The following is an 18,848-nucleotide window of genomic DNA, read 5'->3' as shown; positions in this document are numbered from 1 at the left end:
ATTGATTATCTTTGAAAATTCTTACAGTAAATTGATTGTTCCATACTTCTAATATTTCATGATGTGTCTATTATAGCAACTTTGAGTAGGAAACTGTTACGGTTGGTTATCAAAACTACAGCTACTTAGATCATCGTAATAGTTATTTGGTTATTAGAACCATACCAATCTACATTTTTATCACCGATAGTAGTATATATAGTACATTAACCAGTAAACATTTCTTTGTTCAAGATGATGCTGTCCTAAATGAATCTTTGTAAGCAAAATTGGTTTTTGGCTGCACATAGTACAAAGACTGTTATTGTTCAAGTAAAAAGACGGTATGTGATTATAATTTGTTTGAAACATTGATTTTAAACAAAATCAGCATATAAGGGATAGTTGGTTTGGTACCTCTGTTATCATAATATTATTAAAAGATTATTAACTTATCGATATCAAGCATTATAGCAGGATATTTACCATCTTTTTCTATATAGCTTTAATAAAAGCCTATTTTTAAAAATTGATTCATTTTAAGCTTACTAATATTCATCAAAAGTAGCTTCAAGCTGTGTAACATTATTATTAAGCTCTAAAGGATAATTAAAACACCACTTTGATTGTTTTTTTGTCAGAACATGCGAGTAATTATCATAGCATAGCACCTAAAACTAATAAAAAATTGTTTTATTAAGTATATTTTTTAGCTTTTACATTTTTTGTTAGCCTCTTTAACTTATTTAGTTAAATAAATCAAAAGCAAAGGACATACTAACCTAGAAAATCAAGCGGTTATAATTAGTTTTTATTTTAAAATATATATTAAAGAATGTATTCAAAAATAAGCTAATAAATGTTTAAACCTTTTTATTAAGATCTCGCTCTACATTAAAGGAGTAAGTATTTTAAGTATACTTTCTGCAATCAGACTACCACGACTTGTGCTCATGTGTTGGGTACTTTGAGTTGAGTCCTCTAGGATTTTATCTGCCCATTGATACATTTTTACAATATCATTTTTGCTATACAAAAATGTAGCAATTTCATAATTTAAAAATAGGCTACGAATATCTAAATTTACTGAGCCTATCATTGCTATATTATCGTCAATTAATACAGCTTTGGCATGTATCATGTTTTTAGTGAAATGAATATCAATATTAGCTTCTAAAAAATCTCTTATATAACTCGCTCTAGCTCTATCAACTAACTTATGATTGGAGTTTTTGGGTGTGATAATTTTTACCTCAATACCTTTTTTCTTAGCTAGAACTATTGAATGATATAATTCTGTTGAAGGTATTAGATATGGAGTTATAATCCATAATTTTTGTTTAGCTGAATTAATTGCAGTGATTAACCCAGAATATAGTTGGTCTTCTTTTAGATCTGGTCCAGAAGGAATTACTTGCACAAAACCTTCTTGTGTTGTTATGGCATTCTCCATATTAAATTCAATTTCTTGATTTGTCGCAAAGTGCCAATCAGAACAAAAAATCTTTAAAAAATATATTAACGATTCCCCTTGAATTTTAAATAGTAAGTCATCCCACATTCCTTCATGTTCGATAGGTGACATATATTCATCACCAATATTCATACCACCGCTAAATACCGTATGATTATCAAAAATATATATTTTCCTATGGTTCCTATAATTAATATAATTACGCAAAGGATTAGATATCACCGGCATAAAAAATACTACTTTAGCACCTAAATTACGTAATTTTTTGAATATTTTTCTATTATGACGATATACATAAAATGAACCTAGAGAATCAATCATAATCTTAATTTCAACACCTTCAGCAGCTTTTTTTTCTAAAGCATTTATTACTAGCTTAGAGGTAGTATCATTTTTAAATACATATGTTTGGATATAAATATTTTGTTCTGCAGACTTAATAGCTTGCATAAAAGCTTGAAATGATTTAACACCATCACAATACATTTCAAAAGAGTTTTTACTTGTAAGAGTATTTAATTCCATATTAGCAAAAACATTAATAATTTCATTAGGTAGATTTTTACAATTTTCACTTTTATCTAAGCAGAATGAATCTAGTGATGGTTGACTAATATTCATAGCTTCTTTTTGCCAAAAGCTACGCTTATCTTTACGTTGAAATATAAAGAAAAATGGAATGGCAATGTACGGGATAAACAATATTGCTAAAATCCATGCAAGGATATTTGATGCTGATCTTTTATCAACAATTAGTTTTAATACGATAAAAATAGTAAAAATCTGACAAACAAATAAAATCGTATTAGCTTCTAATATATATATTAAACTTGATAAGAATTTTTCCATTACTAATAAAATAAAAGATCTTTTAAAAAAATTTTATCACACTTGATAGTGTGCTAGATAGAAATGGAAGGTTACTACGCGTAAATATTAGTATAATGGCAGAGATAATAATCACTACTAAACCAATATATAATAGAGTAAAAGTAAATATAAAACCTTTAGCAATACCCTAAACTTGCCAAAACCAAAAAAGCGTCATTTAAAATAGCACAAAACTAATGTTATAACTTAAACCTAAGCCACTAGCTCTCACCCCATAGTTAAAAATGTGGTACTTGAATAGTTAAAAGCAACTCATACAACTAGTTCCATAAAAATATTATAATAAAAGAATAAATATTTAGAGTTAGTAACGACACTATAGTAAAAAATTACTAAGCCTATCGCGCCAGATAAATAGTATAGTAGTGGTATATAAATTTATCAGCAAGAAAAAACCTGCTGGGATAGATACTACAGAAAACAAATAGGTTGACAAGTATCAAACTCGAGCTATTTGCGATGTGATTTAATTGAAAATATATTGGTAAGTAAAAGAAGTACTACCATTGTAAAATTGAAATAGCAGCAACACAGCCCTAACTATTGCTAATTTCTCTATTTTAAATAAATTAATAATATGAAATTTATAATGAGTTTTTTAGTTTAAGAATATCCAATCTCATCAATTTCTTTTCTAAAAGAAAGAGAACTAATAATAGCGGCAATACCACCAACAAACATAAATGCTACACGCCAAATAATCATCACTTAGAAAAATATGTAGTTACTATTACAGTTTTATCTATGCAAAAAAATATACCAAACACTATACTTTAATAGTAACTATTTGACAAATGAGTAAAACATTTTAAAATCATCTTTTTAAAGCATCTTTAATTAAGTATAATTACAATAAAATTATCGTTACAATAGCAAATAAATTATAAAAACTAATAGTTTTAATATGATAAGAATTGAAAATGTTATCAAAAGGAAAGTTCAACAGGGACAAAAACTTTTACCTAATATCAAAAATATTATCTTAGTAGCCTCCGGAAAAGGTGGAGTAGGTAAGTCTACTGTCACAGCAAATTTAGCAGTTTGCTTTGCAAAAATGGGCGCAAAAGTTGGGATTTTAGATGCAGATATTTATGGCCCAAGCCAGCCGACTTTACTAAATCTTAAGCAAAATCCACAAACTACTGATAAGAAAAAAATTATTCCGTTAGAACGTTACAGGGTAAAGATGATTTCTATCGGTAATTTGATAGACCCAGAATCAGCAGTAATTTGGCGTGGTCCCATAGTATCTCGAGCTCTAATGCAACTTTTAAATGATACAGATTGGGGTGATATAGATTATTTATTTTTAGATTTACCTCCTGGAACTGGTGATATCCAGTTAACTATATCAAAAAATATGCCAGTTACTGGTGCAGTGATTGTTACAACTCCCCAAGATTTATCATTAATTGATGCAAGAAGGGCTGTAGCAATGTTTCAAAAAGTTGATATCAAAACTTTAGGTGTAATAGAAAATATGAGTTATTATATTTGCCCTAAATGTGGTAACAGTGAACATATTTTCGGTGATGATGGCGCTCATCTTTTATGTGGCAAAAATAATATTGAGTTTTTAGGCAATTTACCGCTGCATAAAGATATTCGTGAGAATGCTGATAATGGTAAACCTTATGTAAGTTTAGACAAGGATGATATTATCAATATAAGTTATATGACTGTAGCTGAAAATACCTTAAATGAAATTGAGAAATTACCTAAAGCAAGTAATTTAGATTCTATTGGTATTAAATTAGAAAATTAAGAGAGCAAAAACGTGACAATAAAATCAGATAAATGGATAAAAAAAATGTCTCAAGAGCATAACATGATAGAGCCTTTTGAGGCAGGTCAAGTAAAAATTATCAATAACCAAAAAATAGTTTCCTATGGAACTTCAAGCTATGGTTATGACGTGCGCTGTGCAGATGAGTTTAAAATATTTACAAATATAAACTCTTCAATAGTTGATCCTAAAGATTTTAATGATAAAAATTTTGTCGATTTCAAAGGTGATGTTTGTATAATTCCCTCAAACTCTTTTGCTTTAGCGCGTACAGTTGAGAAGTTTAAAATCCCAAGAGATACTTTAGTAGTCTGTTTAGGTAAATCTACTTATGCAAGATGTGGGATCATAGTAAATGTGACTCCTCTTGAACCAGAATGGGAAGGTTATGTGACATTAGAGTTTTCAAATACTACACCATTACCAGCTAAAATCTATGCAAATGAAGGTGTGGCTCAAATGTTATTCTTCCAATCTGATGAAAAGTGTGAAACTTCTTATGCTGACAAAGGCGGTAAATACCAAGGTCAAGTTGGTGTTACCTTACCTAAGTGCTAAAGCTTGGAAAGCTTTTAAATCGAACGTATGTAAACCAGCAAATATATAACTCAATATATATAACTCAACAGGTAAGCCAAATTGAGTATAGGCTTGAAGTTCTCTAATCAAAAACGTCAAGCCTAGATGTATTTTTGGATTATTGTATATATGTCATTTTCAATATAGGCACAAAACAAGCTAATATTTGTAAGCTTTTCATTAGCTTTTGCAGTGATAAAAAACCTACTAGAAAAGATCCTTCTTTACTTAATTTTTCTAAAAGTTGTTGATCTACAGAAATTTTATTGTATAGATATCTAATAGATAAATTATTCTCTTTTTGAAAAAAAAAATAGAGAGCTCCTTAGGTTTATTGCATAGAATTATCTCTAGAGGATATATTCTTACTTGGTAAAAGCTCTGCTATCTGTAAAATCATCCTTGTAACCAAATTTGATTGGAGATAGTTATATATCCTAGTTGATTCATTATTTTGAGCTAACTGTGTACCTGAGTTAGACTGCCAAAACATTTGTGAATTAATAGTAGTATTATGTATGACAGGAGTCTTTATCTTAGGTCTTACTAAATTGTAAGTTATTGTATAAATTAATTGATAAGTATTATTAGATGCACCTCCAACAATACTTGTTAATTGAGAGCTTTTATTTACCTGTTGGATATTAATTATATAATCAGCCAATTCCTCATTTTTAATAACAATCGCTTTATAAGCTATCAAATTATGTCTTAGTTCATTTGTTAGACTATAATATCCATTACTTTGAATATAAAATTTAGTACCAACTAAGCTATCAAAGTTACCTGCATTGCCATCAGCCAAAACTCCACGTGCATGAAAACTACAGTTAACTAATATGATTGTTGCAATAAACAAAAATATAATATGAAAATATTTTATTCTCATTATATTTACCTTATTTAATTACAATATTGATAAGTTTTTGTGGAACATAAATTACTTTAACAACTTGTTTATTATCTATAAATGATTTGACATGTTCATAAGCTAACACTGCTTCTTCAACTTGATTTGGAGATAATGAAGCATCTAATTCTAGCTTAGCTTTTAACTTACCATTAATCTGCACTACTAAAAGAAATTCATCTTTTTTTAGAGCATTATTATCAACCGTTGGGAAACTAGTATGAAGTATATCTTCTCCTAAATTTAGCTGTTGCCATAGATGATGGCACAAATGTGGCGTAAATGGTGCTAGAACTCTTAGTAAAATACTAAATCCCTCAACCTTGACACTTTGAGAGAGGTTATCATAGTTATTAAGGGAATTTAAAATTTTCATACAAGCAGATACTACAGTATTAAACTGACTCTTATCAAAATCAAAAATCGCCTGCTTTAGATTAGAGTGTATTTCAAAGCGTACTTTTTTATCTTGTTTTGTAAGTTTTTGATGCTTTAGAGTTATGTTTTTAGCAAATATATCTTTATTTAATTCAGCATAATTAAATACTTTGCGTAGAAATTTATTTGCTCCTTCAACTCCTGTTTCCGACCATTCAAGTGATTGCTCAGGAGGTGCCGCAAACATGCTAAATAATCTTACAGTATCAGCACCATATTTATCAATAAGCTCTTGAGGATCTACAGTATTACCTTTGGACTTAGACATTTTTGCACCATCTTTTAGCACCATTCCTTGTGTAATGAGGTTTTTAAAAGGCTCATCTGAGCTAAGTAATCCTTGATCACGCATTAATTTATGAAAGAATCTAGCATATAGTAAGTGCATGATGGCATGCTCAATACCACCAATATATTTATCTACTGGTAGCCAATAATTAGCTTCTTGGTCAAGCATTTGGTTAGCAGTAGGGCAAGTATATCTTGCATAATACCAAGATGATTCAAAAAAAGTATCAAATGTATCAGTCTCACGCTTTGCTAGTTTACCACATTCTGGGCAAGCTACATTCATAAACTTTGGAATATCTTTAAGTGGTGAGCCTGCTTCTGTTAAGGTTACATTAGTAGGTAATCTTACTGGTAAATTATCTTCTTTTTCAGGTACTATGCCACAGCTATCACAGTTGATCATAGGAATAGGACAACCCCAATATCTTTGGCGTGAAATACCCCAATCGTGAATTCTAAAATTAGTAGTTTCATAACCTTTATCTTGATCTATAAGGTATTTCTTGATAGCTTGATAAGCATTTTTGAAGTCTAGACCATCAAATTCGCCTGAGTTTATTAGTATGCCTTTTTCAATAAAAGCAGCCTTCTGTAAATCAATTTGTAGTTTTTTGTCATTAGGCTGTATAACTTGTTTTAATGGTATATTATATTTTTGTGCAAATTCCCAGTCTCTTTGATCATGCGCAGGTACAGACATAACAACACCAGAGCCATATCCCATAAGCACAAAATTGGCTACCCAAACATCTACAGTTTCACCAGAAACAGGGTGAATTACTTTAATTAGTGTCTTAAATCCTTTTTTCTCTTGAGTTACTAAGTCTGCTTCCATTGTTGATGATTTCTTACATTCATTTATAAATACTTCTAGCTCTGGATTATTTTTAGCTTCTTCAAGAGCAAGATGGTGTTCAGGTGCAATACCAAGATAGCTTACGCCCATTATTGTATCAGGACGAGTTGTAAACACTTCAAGATATTGGTTGGATTCTTTAATTTTGAACTTAATTGTTAAACCTTTAGATTTACCAATCCACTTAGTTTGCATGGTTTTAACGGCTTCTGGCCAGTCCTCTAATTTGGTGATATCTTGTAAAAGTTCATCAGCATAATTAGTAATTTTTAGGAACCATTGAGGAATTTCTTTTTTCTCAACTAAAGCACCAGAGCGCCAACCTCTACCATCAACAACTTGCTCATTTGCCAAAACTGTTTGATCAACCGGATCCCAGTTAACAACAGAGTTTTTACGATATGCTAAGCCTTTTTTGTATAGCTGAATAAAAAACCATTGCTCCCATTTATAATAGTTTTGATCACAAGTTGTAATTTCTCTTGACCAGTCAAAACTAAAGCCTAAAGAGTCAAGTTGTGATTTCATGTGAGCAATATTACTTTTTGTCCATTCGTATGGTGATTTTTTATGCTTAATTGCAGCATTCTCCGCAGGTAGACCAAAAGCATCCCAACCCATAGGATGAAGGACATTTTTGCCTTGCATTTTTTGATATCTTGCAATTACATCGCCAATCGTATAATTACGTACATGTCCCATATGTAGCGTACCACTAGGATATGGCAACATAGAAAGACAGTAAAATTTTTGTTTATTTTTATCTTCTACAGCTTTAAAAGAAGCATTTTTACTCCAATAATCTTGTGCCGATTTTTCTATATCACTAAAATTATATTCATTCATTTGAAATTAAGACCTAGGTTTATTATAGTTTGAATAAAATATGTTAAATAATTTTAAGTGAAAATATCATAAATATCTAGATGTTCAGTTAGTCTTCTTTAAAACTGCTTTTCTAGCTTAGCACTAGCCAATAATCTTTTAAATGACTTATCAAACTAATCTTTTTAAATAAGCAAATAATTACAGTCAGATTTAATACGTGTATTATTAAATTAATTTTCAGACATCCATGTTTCTAATATTACACAGGCTGCTAGAGCATCTACTTTTATATGAGAAACTTTTTTACTTTTGACTTCTTCTAGACGCCATCTAGCTTCTCGAGTTGAGTAAGCTTCATTAATAAGGTAAACTTTTCTTTGATATCTTTGCTGTACTTTTTTGGCAAAATCTTTAACAGCTTTAGTAATATCAGTTTCAAAATCTTGGGTATCTAATGGTAAACCAATGATAATATTTGAAGGGTTCCAGCGTTTGATAATTTTATCAAGCTCAATCCAGTTAGGTACTCCATCATAAGCTTCAACAGTACCTATAGGTGTTGTAGTTCTTGTAATCATTTGACCACTAGCTAAGCCTATACGCGTTTTACCATAATCAATAGCTATCAATAACCGAAACATTAGCAATTACCTGTATTCCTATTAAATAATGCATCAAGACTTCGTAAAGTATAGCCAGCATGTTCTAAATGATTTTGCCATTTTACCTTGTTTTCATGATTGAACAAAATTTTCTTACTAAGCTTATTAGTTACTATCCAATCATTTGATTTAATCTCATCTGTAAGCTGATTGGCAGTCCAGCAACTATAACCAACAACTGGCAAGAAATACTCGGGCAAAATATTGTTGGCAAGATCTTCTAAAATATCCATCGAAGCTGTTATAGCTAAACCCTCATCTAATTTTATCGTTGAACTATAGTTGCGACCATTAGTGGTATGCAATATCATAATTTTATGTGGGCTTATCGGCCCGCCCATATAAAGAGGATATTCTAAAATTTCTTCGAAAGTATTACTATGAGGTATATGCAGCTCTTCAAAAACATCTCTTAATGTATCTGTAAGAGGTTTATTTATTATCAAACCCATAGCACCATGGCGGTTATTTTGACACAAATAAATTACTGATTTGGTAAATACTGTATCATCTTTTATAAGCGGTGTTGCTAATAAAATTTCACTTTTATGATTTTGGTACATATATATATTTCTTAGTACTAATTTACTTCCCAAGATTTATCATTAATTGATGCAAGAAGGGCTGTAGCAATGTTTCAAAAAGTTGATATCAAAACTTTAGGTGTAATAGAAAATATGAGTTATTATATTTGCCCTAAATGTGGTAACAGTGAACATATTTTCGGTGATGATGGCGCTCATCTTTTATGTGGCAAAAATAATATTGAGTTTTTAGGCAATTTACCGCTGCATAAAGATATTCGTGAGAATGCTGATAATGGTAAACCTTATGTAAGTTTAGACAAGGATGATATTATCAATATAAGTTATATGACTGTAGCTGAAAATACCTTAAATGAAATTGAGAAATTACCTAAAGCAAGTAATTTAGATTCTATTGGTATTAAATTAGAAAATTAAGAGAGCAAAAACGTGACAATAAAATCAGATAAATGGATAAAAAAAATGTCTCAAGAGCATAACATGATAGAGCCTTTTGAGGCAGGTCAAGTAAAAATTATCAATAACCAAAAAATAGTTTCCTATGGAACTTCAAGCTATGGTTATGACGTGCGCTGTGCAGATGAGTTTAAAATATTTACAAATATAAACTCTTCAATAGTTGATCCTAAAGATTTTAATGATAAAAATTTTGTCGATTTCAAAGGTGATGTTTGTATAATTCCCTCAAACTCTTTTGCTTTAGCGCGTACAGTTGAGAAGTTTAAAATCCCAAGAGATACTTTAGTAGTCTGTTTAGGTAAATCTACTTATGCAAGATGTGGGATCATAGTAAATGTGACTCCTCTTGAACCAGAATGGGAAGGTTATGTGACATTAGAGTTTTCAAATACTACACCATTACCAGCTAAAATCTATGCAAATGAAGGTGTGGCTCAAATGTTATTCTTCCAATCTGATGAAAAGTGTGAAACTTCTTATGCTGACAAAGGCGGTAAATACCAAGGTCAAGTTGGTGTTACCTTACCTAAGTGCTAAAGCTTGGAAAGCTTTTAAATCGAACGTATGTAAACCAGCAAATATATAACTCAATATATATAACTCAACAGGTAAGCCAAATTGAGTATAGGCTTGAAGTTCTCTAATCAAAAACGTCAAGCCTAGATGTATTTTTGGATTATTGTATATATGTCATTTTCAATATAGGCACAAAACAAGCTAATATTTGTAAGCTTTTCATTAGCTTTTGCAGTGATAAAAAACCTACTAGAAAAGATCCTTCTTTACTTAATTTTTCTAAAAGTTGTTGATCTACAGAAATTTTATTGTATAGATATCTAATAGATAAATTATTCTCTTTTTGAAAAAAAAAATAGAGAGCTCCTTAGGTTTATTGCATAGAATTATCTCTAGAGGATATATTCTTACTTGGTAAAAGCTCTGCTATCTGTAAAATCATCCTTGTAACCAAATTTGATTGGAGATAGTTATATATCCTAGTTGATTCATTATTTTGAGCTAACTGTGTACCTGAGTTAGACTGCCAAAACATTTGTGAATTAATAGTAGTATTATGTATGACAGGAGTCTTTATCTTAGGTCTTACTAAATTGTAAGTTATTGTATAAATTAATTGATAAGTATTATTAGATGCACCTCCAACAATACTTGTTAATTGAGAGCTTTTATTTACCTGTTGGATATTAATTATATAATCAGCCAATTCCTCATTTTTAATAACAATCGCTTTATAAGCTATCAAATTATGTCTTAGTTCATTTGTTAGACTATAATATCCATTACTTTGAATATAAAATTTAGTACCAACTAAGCTATCAAAGTTACCTGCATTGCCATCAGCCAAAACTCCACGTGCATGAAAACTACAGTTAACTAATATGATTGTTGCAATAAACAAAAATATAATATGAAAATATTTTATTCTCATTATATTTACCTTATTTAATTACAATATTGATAAGTTTTTGTGGAACATAAATTACTTTAACAACTTGTTTATTATCTATAAATGATTTGACATGTTCATAAGCTAACACTGCTTCTTCAACTTGATTTGGAGATAATGAAGCATCTAATTCTAGCTTAGCTTTTAACTTACCATTAATCTGCACTACTAAAAGAAATTCATCTTTTTTTAGAGCATTATTATCAACCGTTGGGAAACTAGTATGAAGTATATCTTCTCCTAAATTTAGCTGTTGCCATAGATGATGGCACAAATGTGGCGTAAATGGTGCTAGAACTCTTAGTAAAATACTAAATCCCTCAACCTTGACACTTTGAGAGAGGTTATCATAGTTATTAAGGGAATTTAAAATTTTCATACAAGCAGATACTACAGTATTAAACTGACTCTTATCAAAATCAAAAATCGCCTGCTTTAGATTAGAGTGTATTTCAAAGCGTACTTTTTTATCTTGTTTTGTAAGTTTTTGATGCTTTAGAGTTATGTTTTTAGCAAATATATCTTTATTTAATTCAGCATAATTAAATACTTTGCGTAGAAATTTATTTGCTCCTTCAACTCCTGTTTCCGACCATTCAAGTGATTGCTCAGGAGGTGCCGCAAACATGCTAAATAATCTTACAGTATCAGCACCATATTTATCAATAAGCTCTTGAGGATCTACAGTATTACCTTTGGACTTAGACATTTTTGCACCATCTTTTAGCACCATTCCTTGTGTAATGAGGTTTTTAAAAGGCTCATCTGAGCTAAGTAATCCTTGATCACGCATTAATTTATGAAAGAATCTAGCATATAGTAAGTGCATGATGGCATGCTCAATACCACCAATATATTTATCTACTGGTAGCCAATAATTAGCTTCTTGGTCAAGCATTTGGTTAGCAGTAGGGCAAGTATATCTTGCATAATACCAAGATGATTCAAAAAAAGTATCAAATGTATCAGTCTCACGCTTTGCTAGTTTACCACATTCTGGGCAAGCTACATTCATAAACTTTGGAATATCTTTAAGTGGTGAGCCTGCTTCTGTTAAGGTTACATTAGTAGGTAATCTTACTGGTAAATTATCTTCTTTTTCAGGTACTATGCCACAGCTATCACAGTTGATCATAGGAATAGGACAACCCCAATATCTTTGGCGTGAAATACCCCAATCGTGAATTCTAAAATTAGTAGTTTCATAACCTTTATCTTGATCTATAAGGTATTTCTTGATAGCTTGATAAGCATTTTTGAAGTCTAGACCATCAAATTCGCCTGAGTTTATTAGTATGCCTTTTTCAATAAAAGCAGCCTTCTGTAAATCAATTTGTAGTTTTTTGTCATTAGGCTGTATAACTTGTTTTAATGGTATATTATATTTTTGTGCAAATTCCCAGTCTCTTTGATCATGCGCAGGTACAGACATAACAACACCAGAGCCATATCCCATAAGCACAAAATTGGCTACCCAAACATCTACAGTTTCACCAGAAACAGGGTGAATTACTTTAATTAGTGTCTTAAATCCTTTTTTCTCTTGAGTTACTAAGTCTGCTTCCATTGTTGATGATTTCTTACATTCATTTATAAATACTTCTAGCTCTGGATTATTTTTAGCTTCTTCAAGAGCAAGATGGTGTTCAGGTGCAATACCAAGATAGCTTACGCCCATTATTGTATCAGGACGAGTTGTAAACACTTCAAGATATTGGTTGGATTCTTTAATTTTGAACTTAATTGTTAAACCTTTAGATTTACCAATCCACTTAGTTTGCATGGTTTTAACGGCTTCTGGCCAGTCCTCTAATTTGGTGATATCTTGTAAAAGTTCATCAGCATAATTAGTAATTTTTAGGAACCATTGAGGAATTTCTTTTTTCTCAACTAAAGCACCAGAGCGCCAACCTCTACCATCAACAACTTGCTCATTTGCCAAAACTGTTTGATCAACCGGATCCCAGTTAACAACAGAGTTTTTACGATATGCTAAGCCTTTTTTGTATAGCTGAATAAAAAACCATTGCTCCCATTTATAATAGTTTTGATCACAAGTTGTAATTTCTCTTGACCAGTCAAAACTAAAGCCTAAAGAGTCAAGTTGTGATTTCATGTGAGCAATATTACTTTTTGTCCATTCGTATGGTGATTTTTTATGCTTAATTGCAGCATTCTCCGCAGGTAGACCAAAAGCATCCCAACCCATAGGATGAAGGACATTTTTGCCTTGCATTTTTTGATATCTTGCAATTACATCGCCAATCGTATAATTACGTACATGTCCCATATGTAGCGTACCACTAGGATATGGCAACATAGAAAGACAGTAAAATTTTTGTTTATTTTTATCTTCTACAGCTTTAAAAGAAGCATTTTTACTCCAATAATCTTGTGCCGATTTTTCTATATCACTAAAATTATATTCATTCATTTGAAATTAAGACCTAGGTTTATTATAGTTTGAATAAAATATGTTAAATAATTTTAAGTGAAAATATCATAAATATCTAGATGTTCAGTTAGTCTTCTTTAAAACTGCTTTTCTAGCTTAGCACTAGCCAATAATCTTTTAAATGACTTATCAAACTAATCTTTTTAAATAAGCAAATAATTACAGTCAGATTTAATACGTGTATTATTAAATTAATTTTCAGACATCCATGTTTCTAATATTACACAGGCTGCTAGAGCATCTACTTTTATATGAGAAACTTTTTTACTTTTGACTTCTTCTAGACGCCATCTAGCTTCTCGAGTTGAGTAAGCTTCATTAATAAGGTAAACTTTTCTTTGATATCTTTGCTGTACTTTTTTGGCAAAATCTTTAACAGCTTTAGTAATATCAGTTTCAAAATCTTGGGTATCTAATGGTAAACCAATGATAATATTTGAAGGGTTCCAGCGTTTGATAATTTTATCAAGCTCAATCCAGTTAGGTACTCCATCATAAGCTTCAACAGTACCTATAGGTGTTGTAGTTCTTGTAATCATTTGACCACTAGCTAAGCCTATACGCGTTTTACCATAATCAATAGCTATCAATAACCGAAACATTAGCAATTACCTGTATTCCTATTAAATAATGCATCAAGACTTCGTAAAGTATAGCCAGCATGTTCTAAATGATTTTGCCATTTTACCTTGTTTTCATGATTGAACAAAATTTTCTTACTAAGCTTATTAGTTACTATCCAATCATTTGATTTAATCTCATCTGTAAGCTGATTGGCAGTCCAGCAACTATAACCAACAACTGGCAAGAAATACTCGGGCAAAATATTGTTGGCAAGATCTTCTAAAATATCCATCGAAGCTGTTATAGCTAAACCCTCATCTAATTTTATCGTTGAACTATAGTTGCGACCATTAGTGGTATGCAATATCATAATTTTATGTGGGCTTATCGGCCCGCCCATATAAAGAGGATATTCTAAAATTTCTTCGAAAGTATTACTATGAGGTATATGCAGCTCTTCAAAAACATCTCTTAATGTATCTGTAAGAGGTTTATTTATTATCAAACCCATAGCACCATGGCGGTTATTTTGACACAAATAAATTACTGATTTGGTAAATACTGTATCATCTTTTATAAGCGGTGTTGCTAATAAAATTTCACTTTTATGATTTTGGTACATATATATATTTCTTAGTACTAATTTACTTTTTACAAAAATGGCACAAATTAATGCCGCACAGTGGCGATAATTTTAGATGAAGATAAAGCTAAAGTCTACATAAGCCTAAGACAAAAATTTCATACATATAGTAACTATTGGGAAATTTCCTGGTGGTAAGCATGGGTTATCCACAAGCAGAAGATGTTATATTTATATATTTAAATAATTTAACATAATATATATTATGCGAATGTTTATATATTTGTGAAAAAAGTTAAATACTTATCAAACTATTGATTTTAATTTGTAGTATTAGATTCACAAAATAGATTAAATGTTTATATATTTGTGTTCAAGTTTTAGATTATTTGTAGAATTAAAGTTTATAACTGCTATTTCATCATTAAGTTCTGTCTTAACAATAAAATTCATGTCTTTGTTTTTTTTATAAAGCCGATTTATAAAATTTTTCTTACAATTATTTTCTAGCAACCTGATTTCTTGACCAGCTATTGTTTCTAAATCTTTCCAAGCATTTCTTACTAAAACTCTAATATCTTGATTAAAAATTCTATTTAGAACATGTTCTAGATTTACCTCTTGTAATGAATCTTTATTATCTGAGTTGTAATTTGATTTAATTATTGATAATAATGTCCTCATTTTTTGATTTTCTTTTATGACATAATATCTTCTAGACATATTAGATTCTCCTTAGTATATAAAGTTACTAACATAAATAGATTGATATGATGAAAATACTATTTCTATTGAATACTAATACTACTTTAGTATTTTCTATCATCATTCAAACCATTTAAACTTTCAATTTTAAACAAAAAAACTTTATACAAAAAAACAACTAGTAAAGAGAATCCTTCTTGTCTAGCTTATAAAATTTATAATGAACTTGCCTTGCCTAAGATAATAACTATTGAAAAAGAGAAAAAATAGTCTTGCAAAATAGCAAAAAATACTCTCAACATTGAAAAATATCACTTTTGTTCCTTATAAAAAATTCTTATAACAAAAATTTTTGATTTTATAAATTAATTTATACTTTCCTACTGAAAGTATTGAAAATGCTTATTCTTAGCATTTTAAACTGTTGTGTATTATTTAATATATCTTATTTTTTTATAAACAGTTTGCTATAAAAATTTAGTATAGTTTCTGCAACTTTATATAAATTATTACAATAAACCATATATATTTTATAAAAATATTTGTATAATTATTGGGTTTGTAGTGATATTGAATTTGTAATAATTACCTTAATATAACTGCTATAATCGCAGTTAACTGTGTCGATTTAGGCAATATTTGTAGATGGTTAGTCAGTTAAGGTAATGTCTTGATTATCAATTATCACATTTACTGCTGAAACTAATCCATCTATAGTAAAAATTTCTAAATCTAAATTTAGTAGTTTTACTATATCAGAAGTGAGATAATTTGTTATAAATTTGTGGTCAGAGTGGTTATCATCTATGCAAAATCTATACCTTTCACCTGCCCTGTTTATCATTAGCCTAATTGTGTTATCATCGATATTGATCATAATTTTTTCTCTGAGAGATTTGTTTTTGTATAGCTCAATGAAGCATAGACAAATTACTAAATATATATAATATTTGTATTTAACTTTCCCAGTGCCAATAATTATCAACTCTCTGTTCTCAATGAATATTGATAAAGTTCTTTTTAATTGATTTTCTAAATTTATATAGCTGAAAAGATGTTGCTCATTTTTTGTGGTTAATTCACAAGATAATTTTTTTATAAATGAATTTCTGATAAATGAATATTCATCGTAGAGATTTATTTGATTCTTATAATTATTTCGTATGTATTCTTCAATTACTTCTAAGACAATAGCCGCAGGGTTTCTTTGTTTTATTCTAATCTGAGTTTTTGTAATTGATTCTTCTTTAGGTCTTATTATCTTTTTGTGTGATAAATCTTCAACAATACAAAGTATACCAATAGGATTATTTTGTTTGTCGAGGATTGGAATTTTTTCTGTTTTTATCCATACCAGCTCTTTACCTTTAGGTGTTAGATACTTAGATATGTGTGGTTCCTTACTTTTTAATACAACTAAATCGTCTTTTCTAAATGCAGTTGCTAATCTATTGTCCCATAAATCATAGTCACTTTTACCAATCTCTAGGTATGAATCACTGCCTACTAAGTTTTGAAAATTTTTGCTAAAAAAAACGTATTTAGAATTTATATCCTTTATGTACACACAGACATTACTACTTGAAATATTAGCAATTGCGGCAAGTATTGGTGAAATTGGTGAGGATAAATACTCATCTTTTATATTACTGTCCATAAAAATTCCTTAAGGCAATTTCCTTGAATGGTTTATAATTAAATTATCAGCATATTTAGAATTTTCATTAATATTTTTTAGCGGAGTCAAAACTTTTTTTGTGCAGTTCTTCTCTATTTGCGTGATTACTGCCATGCCACACTATTTTGGTGTTTATTCTAAATTTAAGATTTTGCCATATACCTATTTTATTTTAAAATAGGTTGTACAGCAGATTAGAATATATTAACTATATAACTATAAAATACTTAAGATGCCTCTCTTTATATACACACCAATTATATACATACTACAACCTATACTAACCATTAGTATAGTCATCTCTAGCTGGTATAGCCGACTCATTTTGATTTTCATTGAGGAATTTAAGATTTTCTTCGGAAAATCTCTTACACTAAGAATCACAAATTTAAAATCTCCGCTTTAAAGCATGGGGATTTCCTTTGATACCTTATTTTTAAGTATTACCTTTAACTCATGTGTTATATTATGAATGTTTTGTTGTATTATGAGCAACGCATTGTCATATATTCAGGTATAGTATTGGTTTTATTATTTTCTATTTTATATAGGATATATGTAAAAAAGTATTGTAAAATAAAAAAATATCTAATTTTGGAAAAATGATTTTATTAAAAATAATATAGAAATTGTATTTATAATACATAGTATTTTATATTATTATTTAAAATACTAGAAAAAATAGGTAAAACACGCTTAATTATATATTACATCAACCAATTATGACAAAAATAATTACTTATTATATATTCAGTAGTCGACAATTAAAGATATAAAAACTTTATTAGAATTAACTGATAGGCATATTAGTACACATATGAAAGTCTTTATTAAAAATGGTTATATTATAAATAACAAATCTTTCAAATCTGGTAAACCAATGACAACTTATAAAATCACAAATAAAGGAAAATAGATTTTTCTTGATTATGTTGATGAATTTAAAAGAATTGTTAATTTTGTATCAGCAAATCCTAGATAAAAACTTACCTACTTCGATAAGCTTCCTTTTACCTGGCTCACACTTACAAACATAGAGAATATTACCAATTACATAATAAATAGCATCTTGAGAATATTTTTGACCAAGTTCACAAGCGCTATCTAAAGATTCAGAATTAAACATAAAACCATTTTCTTTGTATTGAGTACTTTTATCAAAGCCGTTGATTTGATACACCCAATTATATTTTCTAGTTAATTGGTATTTTAAGAGAATATTTCTAAAAATGTTTTCTTGAGTAGTTAGTTTTTGATTAAGTGGATTATAAGCGGTTATTATAGCAAATTCTTTAGGAAATTTATTTGGTTTAACTGGTATTTCAAAAAGCGTCTTAAAATACCACTGGCATAAACCTTGAGATTTGAACTCTTTACTCATATACTTTTAGCTTTTGCTCTAACTGAGAGCCGGTATGGACGCCCATTAGAGTCTCAACTTGCTTACCATTTTTAAAAATAATCAAGGTTGGGATACTTCTAATAGAAAATTTAGTAGCTAAATTTTGATTGTCATCAACATTTACTTTAACAATCATAGCATTTTGATAGTCTTTTGAAAGTTGATCAAGAATCGGACCTAGTGTCTTACATGGTCCACACCAATCAGCGTAAAAATTAACTAAAACAACCTTGTTTGTGCTATTAATAAGTTTTTCAAAATTAGCTTTATCTGTTTTTATAACATTACTCAATGCCAT

16 protein-coding genes and 5 pseudogenes are annotated in these 18,848 nt (G+C 29.5%); 6 read left to right on the top strand and 15 right to left on the bottom strand.

The features are described 5' to 3' along the window. Window positions 1–868: 868 nt before the first annotated feature. Window positions 869–2,302 (bottom strand): cardiolipin synthase, encoded by a 1,434-nt coding sequence (gene cls, locus FSC845_RS04915; RefSeq protein WP_064460964.1) that lies wholly within the window; start codon window positions 2,300–2,302, stop codon window positions 869–871. A 946-nt stretch (window positions 2,303–3,248) separates the two neighbouring features. Here cls and FSC845_RS04910 point away from each other — a divergent pair. Next, window positions 3,249–4,109, top strand: coding sequence for an Mrp/NBP35 family ATP-binding protein (locus FSC845_RS04910; RefSeq protein ID WP_144416479.1), 861 nt, complete (start codon window positions 3,249–3,251; stop codon window positions 4,107–4,109). Between the two features lie 12 nt (window positions 4,110–4,121). Beyond that, on the top strand, window positions 4,122–4,688 hold the full coding sequence (gene dcd / locus FSC845_RS04905) for a dCTP deaminase (RefSeq protein WP_064460963.1): 567 nt from the start codon (window positions 4,122–4,124) through the stop codon (window positions 4,686–4,688). Here dcd (FSC845_RS04905) and FSC845_RS08910 read toward each other — a convergent pair. From FSC845_RS08910 to FSC845_RS04885, 5 genes and pseudogenes are all read right to left on the bottom strand, one after another. After that, window positions 4,674–4,991, bottom strand: a pseudogene (locus FSC845_RS08910) (mechanosensitive ion channel family protein); the annotation flags it as partial. The gene dcd (FSC845_RS04905) and the pseudogene FSC845_RS08910 overlap by 15 nt on opposite strands. 49 nt (window positions 4,992–5,040) lie before the next feature. Then, complete coding sequence (locus FSC845_RS04900; RefSeq protein ID WP_064460962.1) at window positions 5,041–5,598, bottom strand: LPS-assembly lipoprotein LptE; 558 nt, start codon at window positions 5,596–5,598, stop codon at window positions 5,041–5,043. A gap of 10 nt (window positions 5,599–5,608) precedes the next feature. Further along, window positions 5,609–8,050: a leucine--tRNA ligase gene (gene leuS / locus FSC845_RS04895; protein ID WP_064460961.1), complete on the bottom strand. Its 2,442-nt coding sequence runs from the start codon at window positions 8,048–8,050 to the stop codon at window positions 5,609–5,611. A 212-nt stretch (window positions 8,051–8,262) separates the two neighbouring features. Further along, window positions 8,263–8,673 carry a Holliday junction resolvase RuvX gene (gene ruvX / locus FSC845_RS04890; RefSeq protein ID WP_064460960.1) on the bottom strand — a complete coding sequence of 137 codons (411 nt, stop codon included), beginning with the start codon at window positions 8,671–8,673 and terminating at the stop codon, window positions 8,263–8,265. Further along, the gene (locus FSC845_RS04885; protein ID WP_064460959.1) at window positions 8,673–9,257 is read right to left on the bottom strand and encodes a YqgE/AlgH family protein; all 585 of its coding nucleotides are present in this window, start codon (window positions 9,255–9,257) and stop codon (window positions 8,673–8,675) included. The genes ruvX (FSC845_RS04890) and FSC845_RS04885 overlap by 1 nt, the downstream gene beginning before the upstream one ends. 24 nt (window positions 9,258–9,281) lie before the next feature. Between FSC845_RS04885 and FSC845_RS04880 the strand changes: the two are divergent. Both FSC845_RS04880 and dcd (FSC845_RS04875) read left to right on the top strand, forming a co-directional pair. Continuing rightward, window positions 9,282–9,656, top strand: a pseudogene (locus FSC845_RS04880) (P-loop NTPase); the annotation flags it as partial. Between the two features lie 12 nt (window positions 9,657–9,668). After that, window positions 9,669–10,235 carry a dCTP deaminase gene (dcd, locus tag FSC845_RS04875; protein ID WP_064460963.1) on the top strand — a complete coding sequence of 189 codons (567 nt, stop codon included), beginning with the start codon at window positions 9,669–9,671 and terminating at the stop codon, window positions 10,233–10,235. Here the strand turns inward: dcd (FSC845_RS04875) and FSC845_RS08905 are convergent. From FSC845_RS08905 to FSC845_RS04855, 5 genes and pseudogenes are all read right to left on the bottom strand, one after another. After that, window positions 10,221–10,538, bottom strand: a pseudogene (locus tag FSC845_RS08905) (mechanosensitive ion channel family protein); the annotation flags it as partial. The gene dcd (FSC845_RS04875) and the pseudogene FSC845_RS08905 sit on opposite strands and share 15 nt — an antisense overlap. A gap of 49 nt (window positions 10,539–10,587) precedes the next feature. Beyond that, window positions 10,588–11,145 carry an LPS-assembly lipoprotein LptE gene (locus FSC845_RS04870; protein WP_064460962.1) on the bottom strand — a complete coding sequence of 186 codons (558 nt, stop codon included), beginning with the start codon at window positions 11,143–11,145 and terminating at the stop codon, window positions 10,588–10,590. A 10-nt stretch (window positions 11,146–11,155) separates the two neighbouring features. Next, window positions 11,156–13,597 carry a leucine--tRNA ligase gene (gene leuS, locus FSC845_RS04865; RefSeq protein WP_064460961.1) on the bottom strand — a complete coding sequence of 814 codons (2,442 nt, stop codon included), beginning with the start codon at window positions 13,595–13,597 and terminating at the stop codon, window positions 11,156–11,158. 212 nt (window positions 13,598–13,809) lie between these two features. Then, window positions 13,810–14,220: a Holliday junction resolvase RuvX gene (ruvX, locus tag FSC845_RS04860; protein ID WP_064460960.1), complete on the bottom strand. Its 411-nt coding sequence runs from the start codon at window positions 14,218–14,220 to the stop codon at window positions 13,810–13,812. Then, a complete protein-coding gene (locus FSC845_RS04855) occupies window positions 14,220–14,804 on the bottom strand; it encodes a YqgE/AlgH family protein (protein WP_064460959.1) in 585 nt (194 codons plus the stop codon). The genes ruvX (FSC845_RS04860) and FSC845_RS04855 overlap by 1 nt, the downstream gene beginning before the upstream one ends. A gap of 37 nt (window positions 14,805–14,841) precedes the next feature. Here FSC845_RS04855 and FSC845_RS08900 point away from each other — a divergent pair. Continuing rightward, window positions 14,842–14,964: pseudogene (locus FSC845_RS08900) on the top strand ((deoxy)nucleoside triphosphate pyrophosphohydrolase); the annotation flags it as partial. A gap of 152 nt (window positions 14,965–15,116) precedes the next feature. Here the strand turns inward: FSC845_RS08900 and FSC845_RS04850 are convergent. Both FSC845_RS04850 and FSC845_RS04845 read right to left on the bottom strand, forming a co-directional pair. Next, a complete protein-coding gene (locus FSC845_RS04850) occupies window positions 15,117–15,488 on the bottom strand; it encodes a hypothetical protein (protein WP_064460958.1) in 372 nt (123 codons plus the stop codon). 631 nt (window positions 15,489–16,119) lie between these two features. Continuing rightward, window positions 16,120–17,127, bottom strand: coding sequence for a PAS domain-containing protein (locus FSC845_RS04845; protein ID WP_064460957.1), 1,008 nt, complete (start codon window positions 17,125–17,127; stop codon window positions 16,120–16,122). Window positions 17,128–17,870: 743 nt separating this feature from the next. Between FSC845_RS04845 and FSC845_RS04840 the strand changes: the two are divergent. Then, a pseudogene (locus tag FSC845_RS04840) lies at window positions 17,871–18,130 on the top strand (transcriptional regulator). Here FSC845_RS04840 and FSC845_RS04835 read toward each other — a convergent pair. Both FSC845_RS04835 and trxA read right to left on the bottom strand, forming a co-directional pair. Continuing rightward, a complete protein-coding gene (locus FSC845_RS04835) occupies window positions 18,113–18,529 on the bottom strand; it encodes a DUF3293 domain-containing protein (RefSeq protein WP_064460956.1) in 417 nt (138 codons plus the stop codon). The pseudogene FSC845_RS04840 and the gene FSC845_RS04835 sit on opposite strands and share 18 nt — an antisense overlap. Further along, on the bottom strand, window positions 18,522–18,848 hold the full coding sequence (gene trxA, locus FSC845_RS04830) for a thioredoxin (RefSeq protein WP_064460955.1): 327 nt from the start codon (window positions 18,846–18,848) through the stop codon (window positions 18,522–18,524). The genes FSC845_RS04835 and trxA overlap by 8 nt, the downstream gene beginning before the upstream one ends.

Origin of the sequence: Francisella persica ATCC VR-331 (assembly GCF_001653955.1) — a bacterium.
GTDB lineage: Bacteria > Pseudomonadota > Gammaproteobacteria > Francisellales > Francisellaceae > Francisella > Francisella persica.
This window is presented reverse-complemented; position numbering and strand designations above follow the sequence as displayed.